Here is a 14,620-nt window from a genome sequence, read left to right as displayed (position 1 = left end):
GCCCAGGCGCTGTGGCGCCCTGTCGCCTGTAATCGAACAATTTAAGGTTTCGTATTGACGAACGATTGGCTTGTAACTGGTGCGGAGCTGCGCCGCCCAGTAGATTCGAACTTCGAATTGATGATTCATGACGGCTTAGCGTTTCATCGAAGAGTGGACGGACGCTTCCAAGGGGATAAGGCGTTCAGCGCGACCCCGGACTACGTAATCGTCCTCGAAGGCGTACTGCTGAACAAGCTTGAGCTATTCAAGGACGAGAGCGTCGACGACGTTCCTACGCTTCTAGCGAGTATGTTGAAAAAGCACGGAGTGAACGAAACCTTGAAGCGGTTGCGCGGCCCCTTCAGCGGCTCTATTCTTGATCGCACTGCTAACACACTCCACACTTTCGCGAATCAGACGGGCGACACTGCGGCCTATATCTATAAAGGCCCCGCGCCAGACACAGTGGTCGCGTCGAACAGTTTCGATCTCGTGATGATGGTCGCCGGCGAAAACAACATGGAGACGACTTTCGATGCGATGGCCGCACGGTACATGCTCTCCTTTGGCTACATGCTCGACGAGACCACCTTCACAGAACAGGTCAAGCGGGTTCTTCCCGGCCGGGTGTCAGCTCTCAACCAGCGGACACATTCAAGAACGACAGCGACCTACTTCAGCCTGAGGGACGCGCCGCCTTTCATCGGAACGCGGCGAGAAGCGGTGGATACGATCGACAAGGCTTTCCAGAAGGCCGTCGCACGTTGCTTCGAGAAGGATCTGGAGTATGGGTATACATCCCACCTCGTCGACGTCTCTGGCGGCCTCGACAGCCGGATGGTCAACTGGGTTGCCCGTCGGCTTGGTTACTCATCGCTCGTCAATATGTGCTTCGCGCAGCCCGGATCTGATGAGCTTCGGATGGCGCTGTCGGTGGCGAAGCAACTCGGTAACGATGTTCTGGTGATGCCGCTCGACTCCGGCAACTATCTCGCCGACGCCGAGCAGATACTCCGCCTCAATGGTTCAGCCGCATTCTATGCGGGCATAACCGGGGGAAAGCGTTTCCTGGAGACGTTGAGCTTCGAGCACTTCGGACTCGAGCACACGGGACAGCTCGGCGATGTCGTCCTCGGTACCTTCTCCACAACTTCTGCCCCGGACCAGCCGCCGTCCGTCGGCAGCGAACGTTATTCGGACACGCTTGAGTTCGACTTTCAGTCGATAGTTTCGGAACGCTGGGTACACCAGGAGGACTATCTCATGGAAACACGTGGATTCCTCGGCGCGCTCAGCACCCACGCTACTCGCAAGGAGCACACATACGCCGTCTCGCCGTTCATCGATGTGGACTTCCTCAATCTTTGCTTCTCCCTGCCGTCGGGCTGGCGCGTGAAGCATGGACTATACGGAGATTGGGTGTCTAGCCGCTACCGCGAGGCGATCGAACTCCGCTCCACCCGAGTCATTCCATCGCACATGAGCAGAGTCGGGCGTGCGCGCTGGCACGCGGGTCGCGTACGCCGACGTCTGCAAAGAACGGTTCGGGGCGCGCTTGCACAAGCAGGCTTGGTGGCGTCGGCGCAGTCCCCAAACAGCATGAATCCTTTTGACTACTGGTACGCGACCAATCCGCGTATACGCGAAATGATAGATTCCCAACTCGAGCGCTCGTCGCAGATCACGCCAGAAATCGACAGGGCCGTTGGTACGCTAGTCAGTTCAGGGCGGGTGATAGACAAGCTGCTCGCTGCCTCGGTCGTGACAACACACTCATTGTATTTCGCCCCCGGCGCGGCCGCCCAAGGAGCATGATCGCCCCCAACGAAAGCGTTGCAGGCGCAAATCACGAGAGCTCGAAGCCTGGACGGCTGCAACGCCGACCACCCAGGTTTGAATCGGCTACCGGCGCTGCTGTGCAAGAACGGTCGCTCGCGCTCGGGACGCTGCTGGCTTCGAGGTGGGACCGTGGACCTCGTCGGTGCCCCGCTTGGAGTCTCCGCTCCGAAGAGACATGGTGAAGACTAGTAACAATCCGATCACCAACACCCGCGGGCCGACGCGAGCGGTATAGGTGAATGCGCCACCCCAGAAGAGATCGACTATCGACGCGACGAGGATTACGGTCATCGTCGCGATGAGAAGCGACCTAACCGTGACGCGCTGCGGCGCCAAGGCATTGATCATCGCGGTGTCCAACGAGCGCACGATCCACCCAATCGCGGGAACCATGGCGAACAGCCCGAGAAACCCGAAAGCCCACACCCACTCGCCATAAAAGAGAACGAGTTCTGAATGGCCGGTACCGGCAAGGCCCGGGCTGAAGAACATCGCCACCTCCGCTCCAAATCCAACGGGCTTCTCTGGCCACAGCTGTCGCGGAACCAGGGCGACGAGCGCGGTAAAGAACGACGATCCCCACGAGTGCGGGATATCGTTGGTGGTTTCGAGGAGGAGGGTCTGCGAGAAACGCACGAAGGGGCTGATCACAGACTCGAAGCCGGTGACAGAGGATGACTGATTTGGGTTGAGTCCGGCGGTGAACTGCACTCGGTCGGCCGCAAGATAAACCAGGACGGGCGCGAGGCCCGCAAGGAGGCCGATCTTGGGCAAACCTCGCCATCTCGGGGCGGCCGCAATAACGACCGCGATTCCCAGGGAACCAAGGATCAAACGGCCGAAACCGCCCGAGAGAAAGACGGCGAACAGCATGAACGCCACACCAACCAGAATGTATGAGGCGAACCCCACTCTTCCAGACCGGAGGAATAAGGAGACAGCCAGCAACACAATCCCGACGAAGACCGCAGCGGTTCCGAAGATGCCTGCGGTATCGCTTGGGAAACTGCGAACGGCCCAGAACCCTGTTGCGATAAGGACTACCGCGATCGAAGCTCCGCGCCTCACAATCCTATTATCGTCAGTGAAGGTGACAGGGGTACTTTTCGCCGGGCGCGGCTCCCAGAAGAGGTGAACGAGTACTAGCTGGACCCAAAACGCGATATTGGTCGCAACCAATGACGCTGATGGCGGGTAGTACTTTCCATCGAGCACCATGGCGATCCCGGGGTAGAAGGCGAAGAGCGCGCTCCCAATTAGATAAACACCCGGAGCCGTGATGCGTCGCCCACCATCGCGCCAGAAGTACACGGCCGAGTGAGCGAGACCGGCCGACCCAACCAAGACCTGTGCGGTAGCCGAAAGACCGAGCGCTGCAGGTACGTTGGCCAGGACGCCCAGCGCTGTCCACAAGACAGTCCACGCGGAAATCCGGTAGCCGGGAGGCCTCGTCGGCCCGCTTCCCTTTCCGAGAGTGGCTGCCGGTGCGCTCGTCTTCACTGAAACGGTACCTTCTGTAATAGCGGATCGAGCAGAGTCAAGTCAGAGCCTATCTTGGGGTGTTTCGTTGTGAACTGCATCCTGCATGACGGAGGACGCCCTGCTGTGTTCGTCCGCGAGATCGATCACCACTTGCCGAGCGCGTGCTTCCCAGGTGACCCCCAACGCGTGTCTCTGCACTCGGGCTCTGGCCGCTACCCGGTCTGCCTCCCCTTGTGCCGTCGCCAAGTATGCCAATATGTCGGCGATGCGGTCTGTCGAGTACGGCACGACCCATCCGAGGCCGGATTCCTCCACGTACCGCCCGACCAATGTTCCTGCTGAGGCCATGATCGGAAGGCCAGATCCGATGTACTCGTAGAGCTTGACGGGAACGGCGAATTCTCTGTAGGGGTGCGGTTCGACCATCAGCATCGCGACGTCGGCGCGACGATAGAGTTCCTCGAGGTCCATTCCCGATTTGTGCACTACGGATATCCGCGGCCCGAGGTACGGCTGATACTCGGATTCAACGGACGCCCAATCTGCCTCCCTCGTGCAGATCACGAGTTCAATCGAGGGAGTCCGGCTCACGGCCTCGAGTAGGTTATGAATCTTGTATAAGGCACCAAGACCACCCACATACAGCAAAGTCAGGGGCGTTGCTTGCGGGCTGTCCGGCGCCCCGCGACCGTCGCCGCTGCGCGGCTTCGCGCCCGGCGGAAGCGCCTCGATCTTCCCCTTGTACTCCGGGATGTGGGCGGCCATCTCCTTCGACGGAAGATAGAGGAGGGAGACGTAGGCGTTGTACCTGCGCAGATCGCGCTCAGCCAAGAACCGTAGCGCGTGTCGCAACGGTCGCTTCCACCGCGGGACTTGATAGAACTGGTCCGAGCGGTGGTAGGCATCCCGATAGAACACGCCGACCGGAACACCTCGCGCCCTGAGACCTCTCAGGAACCTCTCGTCGAGATAGGGATGGAACGACCCTTTGCGGCCGTCAGACACCGCATTCGGCCACCCTGCAGATTCGGAGTACACGAAGTCCACATTCAGCGAGTGGGAGTCGAAGTCGCGGAGCACTCGCTTCATGAGCGCGCGTCGTCGGCGCGGAGCGCCATCCACGACGATTACGGTGAACCCGACCGCTCGGAACGCTTCGATCATTCGGCGAGGCCTCAGCTGCGGGGCGATATTGGCGTCAGCTTTGAGTTCGTAAGGAATGTGGATCACGGCGACCCTGCTCATTCGCACCCCTTCGAATCGTCCGCTCGACGTGCTTCGTCCAAGAGCAAGAAAATCGAGGGGCTCTCCTGTTTGTGCCGCCATCGCCGGTAGGCGTTGCCTGCTTCCACCTTCATCGCCTGCAGCCGATCGCGGTCGAACGCAGCCACCTCGGTGAGTTGACGAGCCCACTCGGAAGGAATATTCGGAGACACGACGCGGCCACCTCCACTGTGCAGGAACGGCGACCAGGGGGTATGCGACGAACAGAACACGGGTAGCGACTTCGAGAGACCTTCCGCCACGACATGCCCGAAGTTCTCCCCGCGGGTGGGCAGCACCATCACGTCATAATTCCCCAGCTCCTCGAGGATGGCGTCGTGACTCATCGATCCGCGAAAGCGAACACGCACCTGCGGCGGAAGCGCCGCCGCAATGTCGCGACAACGCCGGGCGTAAGCCGCGTCCTCGGCCGGACCCATCACGTCGAGATCGACTTCGTGCTCGACGAGCGCGAGGCCTCGGAGGAGCGTCTCAAGGCCCTTCACCGGAACGATGCGCCCGAGAAAGACCAGCCGCAGCTTGTCCCCGGTGCGCTCCCTCCCCGGATCGGGTTCGGGCGGGAGCGCCGTTTCGTCCTCGCGGACCAAGACCCGTCGAACCTTGGGTAGGACACCTCGGATGTCGCGGGCTTCGTCCTCGGTCGAAGCATGCCAGTAGACACCCGATCTCTCGAAGAGCCACGGTGCGAAGGCGAGGTAGAGGCGCTTCTTCACACTCTTGAGGCCGAGCGCACCGACGCCGAACTCGCCACGGGGCGCTATCAGCAAGACGCTACCTTTGAACCAGCCGAGCCGATGGAGCACCGCGGGGATGATGGAGAACTTGAAGGCGAAGAAGCTGTTGAGGTACACGACTTCCGGTCTCTCCGCACGGAGAGACCGTAGAGACCGAATGTAGGACCAGGGGCTGCTCGAGGATGCGTATCGCACCAACGCCCGACCACGAGGCCTCCACGCATCCGTCACGACCGCGAGGGGTTTCGTCGCACCGAGATCTGTGTCAGACGTCACAACGCGGACGTGATAGTTGTCCGGCGCGCTGTCGATCAGGGCGCTCAGTGTTCGGATCGGGCCACCGCCATTAACCGCGGGCTCATAGAAGGTCGTGAGAACACCGACCACGTGATCCGCTTTCGGCGCGGGGCTCACATGCCCATCGTCCCTTGGCTCGACCTTGCCGGGTCCAAGCGCCTCCGCGCGTCCGTCATGGTCGCGCGATGACGCCCTCATCGGAGCCCCAGCCGCTGCCGGTGGGAGTGCGCGGTAGACAGGATGAACGAAGACGCTCGCCAGGCGGTGTTCGCGACCTCATAGCCGGCAGGGATCGTCGCGATGTCTGCCCCGGCGGCAGCGAGCCGTGCCGCCACGGCCCGCAGCACGTCTTCCGGGGACACCCCTGCGATAATGATCGCCCCCGTGTCGACCGCCTCCGGCCGCTCGATGAAGTCGCGCAACGTGACCGCCGGGAAGCCCAGCAGGCTGGACTCCTCGCTGATCGTTCCGCTGTCGGAGAGCACGAGCTTCGCGTCCTGCTGCAGCTTCACGTAGTCGTGGAAACCGAACGGCGGATGGAACGTGATGCCGTCGATCGCCGTCGCGTCGTCGAGGGCTTCGATCCGCTTGCGTGTGCGCGGATGGGTCGACACGAGCACGGGAAGGCCGTACTCGTCGCGCAGCGCCTGGAGCGCGGCGATCGCGGATGCGAGGCGCTCCGGGTTGTCGACGTTCTCCTCGCGATGGAGGCTCACCAGGAAGTACTCCCCCGTGCGGAGTCCGGCCTGCGCGACCGCATCACTCGCGTCGATCTGCGCCCGGTTCTGCTCCAGCACCTCGCGCATGGGCGACCCCGTGAGGAGGATGCGGGACGGGTGCAGTCCTTCGGCCAGCAGGTTGCGGCGCGCGTGCTCGGTGTACACGAGGTTGTAGTCAGCGACATGGTCGACGAGACGGCGATTCGTCTCCTCCGGCACGTTCTCGTCGAAGGAGCGGTTACCGGCCTCCATGTGGAACACCGGGATCTTCATCCGCTTGGCGATCACTGCGGAGATGCAGCTGTTGGTGTCGCCGAGGACCAGGAAGGCATCCGGGCGCTCGGCGCGGAGCACCTCCTCAGTCTTCGTGAGGATGGAGCCCAGTGCGGTGCCGAGCGACGAGGTGTCCGCCTCCAGGAAGTGGTCGGGACGACGCAGCCCGAGATCCTCGAAGAACACCTCGTTCAGCTCGTAGTCGTAGTTCTGCCCCGTGTGCACGAGCACCTGGTCGGTGTGCTCGTCCAGCAGTTTGATCGTCGCGGAGAGCCGGATGATCTCGGGACGGGTCCCGACGACGGTCATCACCTTGAGCTTGTCGGCCATGTCACACTGCCTCGGCAATCGTGTCGGGGTGGGCGGGGTCGAAGATGTCGTTCGTCCAGAACGACGTGTAGAGCACGTCGTCGCCGATGTTGGTGATGTTGTGCGCCCACATCGTCGGCATGTCCACCGCTCCCGGCGCCTCGCCCGACACCTCGAACGACACGACCTCCTCAGAGTACAGGCGGCGCAGCGAGATGCGGGCCCGCCCCTGGAGCACCGTGAAACGCTCGATCTTGCGGCGGTGGAAGTGGTCTCCGCGGGTGACGCCGGGGACGGTCGTAGAGAACGACGACTGCCCCGGTCCACCGTGCGAGCGGATGATCTCGAAGAAGGATCCCCGGGCGTCGGCGTGCCGCGTCAGGTCGAGGGGTGCCTGCGCGGGGAACGTGTACGAGCGGTAGGTGTTGAAGAGGTCGCGGTCGAACGGGTCGGACACGTCGGGGATCTCCCCTCGGCCATAGAGTGCGGCGTACCGCTGCAGGCGTCCGAGCAGGCCGGACACCGTCTCGCGACGCTGGAGCGCCGGCATCCCCGAGAGCGGGACGGCGCCACGCAGCACGTCGGCGGCGTCCTGCGCATGCAGGAGCTCGAGCTCGCGGTCGGTCTCGATCCGGGGGGTGTCCCCCTGGGCGATGAGGTGGCTGAAGGTTGCGGTGACGGCGTTGTAGAACGGGCGTCCGTGCTCGCCGAAGAGGTTCGGGAGCAGCACATCGAGGAATTCGGCGCCGACGTCGGACGCCGCGTCGGCGAGGATCCCGGCCGCGCGTGCCTTCGCCTCCCCGTACACCGATCCGTTACCCGCCTGGATCGAGTTCGCGAACACGACCACGCGGGGAGGCGTGCGGGTGGCGCGGAGCGCCGACGCCAGCTGCGTGGCGAAGGCGACGTTGCCCTCGAGCACCTCCTCGTCGGTGCCGCGGTTCACCCCAGCGATATGGATGACCCGGTCCGCGCCGGCGAGCGCCGATGCGGCCTCTCCCTCGTCGTACGCGTCGCCGAGCGGGATGCCCGCGACGGCGACGCTCTCCTCCTGGAGCGCGGCACGGAGATGCCACCCGAGGAAGCCCCGGGCGCCGGTGACCGCGAAACGGCTCACACCGCGTCCGATCCGTCGGGGAGGCCTGCGGCACGGAGCTCCGCACGCACCTCGGGCAGCGTGAGCAGCAGCGCCTCCACCTCGGTGACCGACATCTGCTCGACGGTGTGCGAGTCGTAGTCCTCGAAGCGGTTCTGCGTCGGGTCGCCCTCCTCGAAGTACACGCTGTAGTTCAGGTCGCGGTTGTCGGCGACCACCCGGAAGTACTCGCCCATGTCCCGGGCCCGGGACAGCTCCTCCCGCGTCGCGAGCGCCTCGGAGAGCTTCTCCGCGTGGCGGGTGCCGATGATCTCGATCTTCGCGTCGGAGCGGAAGAGGTTCAGCACGGCCTGGGCGAGCGTGCCGATGGACGTCGCCTTGGCCTTCCGCACGAAGAGGTCGCCCTGCTGGGCGTTCCGGAACGCGAACTCCACCAGGTCGACCGAGTGCGCCAGCGACATCATGAAACGGGTCATGTCGGGGTTGGTGATCGTAATGTTCCCGCCGGACTTGAGCTGGCGGATGAACAGCGGGATCACCGAGCCGCGGGAGTACATCACGTTGCCGTAGCGCACGCACGAGACCGTCGTCGCGGTGTTGGGGTTGTTGAGACCGTGCGACTGCGCCACCTTCTCCATGAGCGCTTTGGACATGCCCATCGCGTTCACCGGGTACACGGCCTTGTCGGTGCTCAGCGCGACGACGGAGGAGACGCCGTTGCGGTCGGCGGCGCGCACCACGTTCTCACTTCCGTGCACGTTGGTGCGGACAGCCTCCATGGGGAAGAACTCGCACGACGGCACCTGCTTGAGAGCCGCGGCGTGGAAGATGAAGTCGACGTCCCTGGTCGCCCGCTCGACGCTGTCGTAGTCGCGCACGTCCCCGACGTAGAACCGCAGGCGTCCGTCCCTGACCTCGTGGCGCATGAGGTCCTGCTTCGCCTCGTCCCTGCTGAAGATGCGGATCTCGGCGACGTCCCGTTCGAGGAGTTTCCTGGCCACCGTGTGGCCGAACGAGCCCGTTCCGCCCGTGACCAGGACGCGGGCGCCGTCGTATGAGTGGCTCATCGTCTGCTCGTTCCCTTCGCGGCTGCCGTGAGGAGCCCTTCGATGCTGGAGATCCCGGAGTCCCGGGAGAACTGCGTGTCGTACAGCTCGCGTCCGCGTCGCCCCATGGCGTCGCGATCGTCAGCCGGAAGTGCCGCCGCCGCGCGGAATACCGCCTCCACCGACCCTACGTCCTCGGCGTCCGCAGTCAGCCCTGCCGACGCGTCGTCCACGAGCGCCCGGACGTCACCCTGCACCGTCGTCACGACAGGGAGCCCGGCCGAGAGGACGGCCTGGAGTTTGGAGGGGATGGTGCCGCGGAAGACCGGTCGGTCCTTGAGGGAGACCAGCGCGTAGTCGGCGCGGGCGTAGACCTCACGCATCCGCTCCCGGGCGACGGGGTCGAGGAAGCGCACGTTCCCGGCGCCGAGCGAATCGACGAGCGCACGGAGGGCGGGCTTGGCCACCCCGTCGCCGACGATCGTCAGCCGCACGCCCGCATCCGCGGCGGCGTGGGCCGCCCGCACGACGGTGTCGAGATCCTGCATGTCACCGACGTTGCCCGCGTAGATGATTTCGGCGCGCGGGCTCTCCGCCGGAGGCAGCGTGGTGGTCACCGGCTCGCCGGCGTCGGCCCAGTTGTACACGAGGTGGGCGCTGTCCTTCGGCACTCCCCGGGCGATGAGCGTGGAGACCATGGTCGGTGCGATGCCGATCACGCCGGCGGCCCGCCGATACGCGCTGCGGAGCCAGGGATCGAGCACACCGGACACCAGGCGGGATGCACGGCCACTGGCCACGAACGAGGAGCCGACGATAGAGTCCGGCCAGAGGTCCTGCACGTGCAGCACGTACGGGGCGCCACCCGTCGCCCGCCAGAGCCACGGCCCGAAGCCCGCCGTCATCTGGGTGGCGTAGACGTAGACCACATCCGCGCCGCGCGCGAGGCGGACCGCGGTCGCCGAGCTCACCGCGAAGGACAGGTAGTTGATCATGCGTCTGACGGCGTTCGGCGAATGGTCGGCGAAGAGCGGGACCCGGTGCACCGCGACGACCCCGTCCTGCTCCGTCTGGCGCCAGCGCTGGCGATAACCGGGGAAGATCCGCCCCGACGGGTAGTTCGGGTATCCCGTCAGCACCTTTACCTGGTGCCCCCGTGCCGCGAGGCCCTGCGCCAGATCGGCTGGGAGGGGCACGGCTTCCGGCGGGTAGTACTGCGAGACGATCAGCACCCTCATTCCGGACCCCCACTCATCAGCGGGCGCGCGGGCACCCCGACGACCGTCGCCGCCGGAGCGACGTCCTTGGTCACGCAGGCCGCGGCCCCGACCGTCGCGTCAGCCCCCACCTTGAGTCCCTGGAGGACGACGGAGCCGGCGCCGAGCAGGACGCCCGTCTCGATGGCGACGTTCCCCGAGACGATCGCCCCGGGGTTCACGGAGACGAAGCCGGCGAGCGCGGCATCGTGACCGATGACGCTGGCCGGGTTGAGGTGGACGTGGGCGCCGATGTCGACGTTCGTCGACACCTGCACCCCCGCCGCGATGACGACGCCCTCGCCGATTCGCGTCCGGGTGCCGATGACGGCCGACGGGTGGATGAGAGTGGCGGCGCGGAAGCCGGCATCATGCAGGGAGGCTGCGACCTTCCGGCGCACCGCAGGCGCACCGATGCCGACGACGAAGCGCTCGTCGCCACGCGCCCCCTCTCGCCACTCCTCGAACGTGCCGAGCAGGGAGACATCGCGCGCCGCGAGCCGCTCGCGGTCGAGGTCGCGGGCACCGGGGTCGATCACGCCGACGAGCTCCAGCGCGGCACCGCCCGCGATCAGGGCGGCGACGACGTCGAGCGTCTCCCGGCCGAATCCTCCGGCGCCGACGACGACGACGCGCTCAGTCATTCTCCTCACCGAACCTCGTCATCGTCACATGCCCCTCCGCGGAGATCCCCTCACGGGCGATCACCGCGCCGATCGTAGCGATCACGATGCGCAGATCCAGTCCGGCGCTGCGTCTATCCACATACCGCACGTCCTGCGCGAAGCGCTGCTCCCAGGTCACCGCGTTGCGCCCGGTGACCTGGGCGAGCCCGGTGATCCCCGGCCGCACCTCGTGTCGTCGCGCCTGCTCCGGCGTATAGCGATCGAGGTACTCGACCAGCAGCGGACGCGGCCCGACGATGCTCATGTCACCGCGCAGCACGCTCCACAGGCTGGGCAGTTCGTCAAGGCTGGTCGCCCGGAGGCGCATCCCGAACGGGGTAAGGCGGTCGGCGTCGCTCACCCAGCCGCGCGCCGGGTCCACCGCTCGCATGGAGCGGAACTTGTACAGCGTGAAGATGCGGCCATGTCGGCCGGGGCGGGGCTGCGCGAACAGCACCGGCCGTCCGAGCCGGACGGCGACCAGAACCGCCGTCGCGACGATCACGGGCGACAGCAGAACAAGCGCAACCCCCGCGACGAGGATGTCGAGGCCGCGCTTCACGATGTCGTACGCCCGGAAACCGCCGCTCATCGGTCAAGGAAACCGCGGATCGCGGTGGTCACCCGCGCGCGCTGGTCGTCGGTGAGCGCGGAGCCGCTCGGCAGCGTCAGTCCGCGCGCGAACAGAGAGTCGGACGCACCGGAGGTCCGTCGGCGTGCCCCCGCGAAGACGGGCTGCGCATGCATCGGCTTCCACAGCGGGCGGCTCTCGATGTCGTCCTCGGCGAGCGCGGCGGCGAGCGCGGACGGCTCCCATCCCGCCACGGCGGAGTCGACGAGGATCGAGGTCAGCCAGACGTTGTCGTCCTCGTCGCCTTCCGCACCGAACACCTCGACGCCGTCGACGTCCGCGAACAGGCGCTTGTAGAGCTCGCGCATCTCCCGCCTCCGCGCGATCATCGCGTCGAGCCGGGCGAGCTGCGCCCGTCCCAGCGCCGCCAGGAGATTGCTCATCCGATAGTTGAAGCCGATGTCGGTGTGCTCGTAATGCACGACCGGCTGCCGCGCCTGGGTCGCGAGGTACCGCACGTGCTGTGCGAAGCCCTCGTCGTCGGTCAGCAGCATGCCGCCGCCGGACGTGGTCATGATCTTGTTGCCGTTGAACGACACCACCGACGCGCGTCCGAAGCTCCCGGCCGGGCGCCCGGCGTGTACGGCCCCCAACGACTCTGCGGCGTCCGCGAGCACGGGCACACCGAACTCGTCCGCGACCGCCAGGATCGCGGTGTAGTCGACGGCCTTGCCGAGGAGGTCGACGGGGACGATGGCGGCCGCGCTCTCGCCCGCCCCGCCGAGCTCGATCAGCGCCTCCCGCAGCAGCGCCGGGTCCATGTTCCCGGTCTGCGGATCGGCGTCGATGAAGTAGGGCTCGGCGCCGGTGTAGGTGATCGCGTTCGCGGTGGCGGCGAAGGTCATCGACGAGGTGAGGACCACATCGCCCGGCTTCACCCCGAGCGTGAGCAGGCCCAGGTGCAGTCCCGCGGTGCCCGAGCTCAGCGCGACGCCGTGCGCAACGCCGACGCGCGCCGCCAGCTCCTGTTCGAACGCGTCCACGTCCGGCCCGAGGGGCGCGATCCACCCGGAGCGCATCGCGGCGATGACGGCCGCCTCCTCCGCCGCGCCGACATCCGGGGAGGACATGAAGATGCGATCGCTCATCGCTCCGCCACCTCGCCGACCTTCACCGGGGTGATCGTGACCGTGTCGTTCTCGCGGGGGGTCGCGAACATCCGGCGCATCCAGCCTTCCTTGTCGAGGCGGTCGGGTCTGATCGTGTCGGCACGCGTGTGGGAGATCTTGGGGTGGAACGGACGCTCGAGGTTCTCCCGGGAGCCGACGAGCTCCTCGTGCAGCTTCTCGCCCGCGCGCAGGCCCGTGAAGACGATCTCGATGTTCTTGCCGGACATGGCGATCATCCGCTTCGCGACCTCGAGGATCGACACGGGCTCACCCATGTCGAGGATGAGCACCTCCCCCGCACGTCCGATGCCGCCCGCCTGCACGACGAGCTGGCAGGCCTCGGGGATGGTCATGAAGTATCGCGTCGCCTGCGGGTGCGTGACGGTGATGGGCCGTCCCTCCGCGATCAGGCGCTGGAACGTCGGGAGCATCGAACCGCGGCTGCCGATGACGTTGCCGAAGCGCACGGAGAGATACCGCATGCCGGTCTCCTCGCCCGCCCAGGCGGTGAGCTTCTCCGCGACGCGCTTGGAGTGGCCGAGCACGCTGGTGGGGTTGGCCGCTTTGTCGGTGGAGACGTTGACGAAGGTCGTCACCCCCGCCCGTCGCGACGCGGTGATGACGTTGAGCGTGCCGATGACGTTCGTCTTCCACGCCTCGTCCGGGTACTGCTCGAGCATCGGCAGATGCTTCAACGCGGCGGCGTGGAAGACGACCTCCGGCCGGCGGTCGTCGAAGATCCGGTCGAGTGTCGCGGTCTCCCGGATGTCGGCGAGCACGACGTCGTTCGTGTCGAGCAGCCCGTGACCGGCGGTACCGAGCTGGGCGAACTGCAGCCCTGTCTCATCGCGGTCGAGCATGATGAGCTCGCTGGGACCGAACTTGGCCAGCTGCCGGCACAGCTCCGCGCCGATCGACCCTCCGGCGCCGGTCACGAGCACGCGACGGCCGGTGATGTAGCCGGCGATGAGCTCGACGTTGGTGTCCACGGGGTGGCGGCCGATGAGGTCCTCGATGCTGATGTCGCGGACGTCGGTGAGCGCCCGTGTGCCCGAGGTCATCATCTCGATGCTGGGGGTCACCGCCACACGCAGGCCCGCCGCCTCGGCACGATCGGTGAGCGTGCGCAACAGGGAGCTGTCGGCACGGGCGATGGCGATCACGGCGAGCGTCGCCCCGGTGCGGGCGCGCGCGGCGGCGATGTCCCGCGTGGTGCCGATCACTGGGACGCCGCGCAGCCGCAGGTTCCGCTTGTCCGGGTCGTCTTCCAGGAGTCCGACGGGCCGGATCGGCGACAGCGGGTCCGTGGTCATGTTCGCGAGGAGCTTGTCGGCGACGAATCCGGCGCCGATGATGAGCGCCGGTTCCGCGTCCACCCCGGGCTTGCGTGAACGCTCGACGACGAGCCGCGCCACGTACCGCACCCCGAACATGAGCAGCAGCACGAAGGGGAACGCGAGGATCAGGGTGCCGCGGGGAATGCCGATCACCGGCCCGAGCGGGATGACGACGAGCGACAGGAGCAGCGCTTCCACGATGACGATGAACGCCAGGGCGCGGACCTCGTCGAAGGAGCCGTACGTGAAGCGCCCGCGATACAGCGCCGCCAGGTAGCCGATGAGGATCTGGATCGCGCCGGCGAGGACGGCGAGGACCAGAGTCGCGATCCACCCCTGAGCGTCCATCTGGAACTCGAAGCGGAGCGCGACGGCGAGGACGACCCCGAAGCTCCAGCACGCCCCGTCGACCAGCGCGGCGAACCAGCGCCGCCGCCGTTGCTTCACCGATGCCTGTGACGGCGCACGGGGCTCCTCGGCCTCGTCACCGATCGTGTATGCGTCGCTCACGACAGTCTGCTCCCCCGCATTTTTCTCCACCTGTACGCCATGGTCTCACAG

General features: G+C 66.0%; 12 protein-coding genes. 1 reads left to right on the top strand and 11 read right to left on the bottom strand.

The genetic code is table 11. The features are described from left to right. Positions 1 to 54: 54 nt before the first annotated feature. Positions 55 to 1,797 carry an asparagine synthase-related protein gene (locus RI211_RS04200; protein WP_315637366.1) on the top strand — a complete coding sequence of 581 codons (1,743 nt, stop codon included), beginning with the start codon at positions 55 to 57 and terminating at the stop codon, positions 1,795 to 1,797. An 87-nt stretch (positions 1,798 to 1,884) separates the two neighbouring features. Here the strand turns inward: RI211_RS04200 and RI211_RS04195 are convergent, their stop codons facing one another. The 11 genes from RI211_RS04195 to RI211_RS04145 form a co-directional block, all read right to left on the bottom strand. Continuing rightward, positions 1,885 to 3,321, bottom strand: coding sequence for an O-antigen polymerase (locus RI211_RS04195; RefSeq protein ID WP_315637365.1), 1,437 nt, complete (start codon positions 3,319 to 3,321; stop codon positions 1,885 to 1,887). 42 nt (positions 3,322 to 3,363) lie between these two features. Then, entirely contained in the window at positions 3,364 to 4,548 is a 1,185-nt protein-coding gene (locus RI211_RS04190) for a glycosyltransferase (RefSeq protein ID WP_315637364.1), read from the bottom strand. Continuing rightward, the gene (locus RI211_RS04185; protein ID WP_315637363.1) at positions 4,545 to 5,438 is read right to left on the bottom strand and encodes a glycosyltransferase; all 894 of its coding nucleotides are present in this window, start codon (positions 5,436 to 5,438) and stop codon (positions 4,545 to 4,547) included. Before RI211_RS04185 ends, RI211_RS04190 begins: the two co-directional genes overlap by 4 nt. 374 nt (positions 5,439 to 5,812) lie before the next feature. After that, the gene (gene wecB / locus RI211_RS04180; RefSeq protein WP_315637362.1) at positions 5,813 to 6,940 is read right to left on the bottom strand and encodes a non-hydrolyzing UDP-N-acetylglucosamine 2-epimerase; all 1,128 of its coding nucleotides are present in this window, start codon (positions 6,938 to 6,940) and stop codon (positions 5,813 to 5,815) included. A gap of 1 nt (position 6,941) precedes the next feature. After that, complete coding sequence (locus RI211_RS04175) at positions 6,942 to 8,036, bottom strand: polysaccharide biosynthesis C-terminal domain-containing protein (protein ID WP_315637361.1); 1,095 nt, start codon at positions 8,034 to 8,036, stop codon at positions 6,942 to 6,944. Beyond that, positions 8,033 to 9,082 (bottom strand): polysaccharide biosynthesis protein, encoded by a 1,050-nt coding sequence (locus RI211_RS04170; protein ID WP_315637360.1) that lies wholly within the window; start codon positions 9,080 to 9,082, stop codon positions 8,033 to 8,035. The genes RI211_RS04175 and RI211_RS04170 overlap by 4 nt, the downstream gene beginning before the upstream one ends. Then, positions 9,079 to 10,299: a glycosyltransferase family 4 protein gene (locus tag RI211_RS04165; RefSeq protein WP_315637359.1), complete on the bottom strand. Its 1,221-nt coding sequence runs from the start codon at positions 10,297 to 10,299 to the stop codon at positions 9,079 to 9,081. Before RI211_RS04165 ends, RI211_RS04170 begins: the two co-directional genes overlap by 4 nt. After that, complete coding sequence (locus tag RI211_RS04160; RefSeq protein WP_315637358.1) at positions 10,296 to 10,961, bottom strand: NeuD/PglB/VioB family sugar acetyltransferase; 666 nt, start codon at positions 10,959 to 10,961, stop codon at positions 10,296 to 10,298. The genes RI211_RS04165 and RI211_RS04160 overlap by 4 nt, the downstream gene beginning before the upstream one ends. Further along, a complete protein-coding gene (locus RI211_RS04155) occupies positions 10,954 to 11,544 on the bottom strand; it encodes a sugar transferase (RefSeq protein ID WP_315637357.1) in 591 nt (196 codons plus the stop codon). The genes RI211_RS04160 and RI211_RS04155 overlap by 8 nt, the downstream gene beginning before the upstream one ends. A 26-nt stretch (positions 11,545 to 11,570) precedes the next feature. Beyond that, positions 11,571 to 12,701 carry a DegT/DnrJ/EryC1/StrS family aminotransferase gene (locus tag RI211_RS04150; protein WP_315637356.1) on the bottom strand — a complete coding sequence of 377 codons (1,131 nt, stop codon included), beginning with the start codon at positions 12,699 to 12,701 and terminating at the stop codon, positions 11,571 to 11,573. Then, positions 12,698 to 14,569 carry a polysaccharide biosynthesis protein gene (locus tag RI211_RS04145; RefSeq protein ID WP_315637355.1) on the bottom strand — a complete coding sequence of 624 codons (1,872 nt, stop codon included), beginning with the start codon at positions 14,567 to 14,569 and terminating at the stop codon, positions 12,698 to 12,700. The genes RI211_RS04150 and RI211_RS04145 overlap by 4 nt, the downstream gene beginning before the upstream one ends. Positions 14,570 to 14,620 lie beyond the last annotated feature (51 nt).

Source organism: Microbacterium meiriae (assembly GCF_032364335.1).
In the GTDB taxonomy this organism is placed as follows: domain Bacteria; phylum Actinomycetota; class Actinomycetes; order Actinomycetales; family Microbacteriaceae; genus Microbacterium; species Microbacterium meiriae.
Note: the sequence above shows the minus strand (reverse complement) of the source record. Positions and strands in the feature narration are given on the sequence as shown.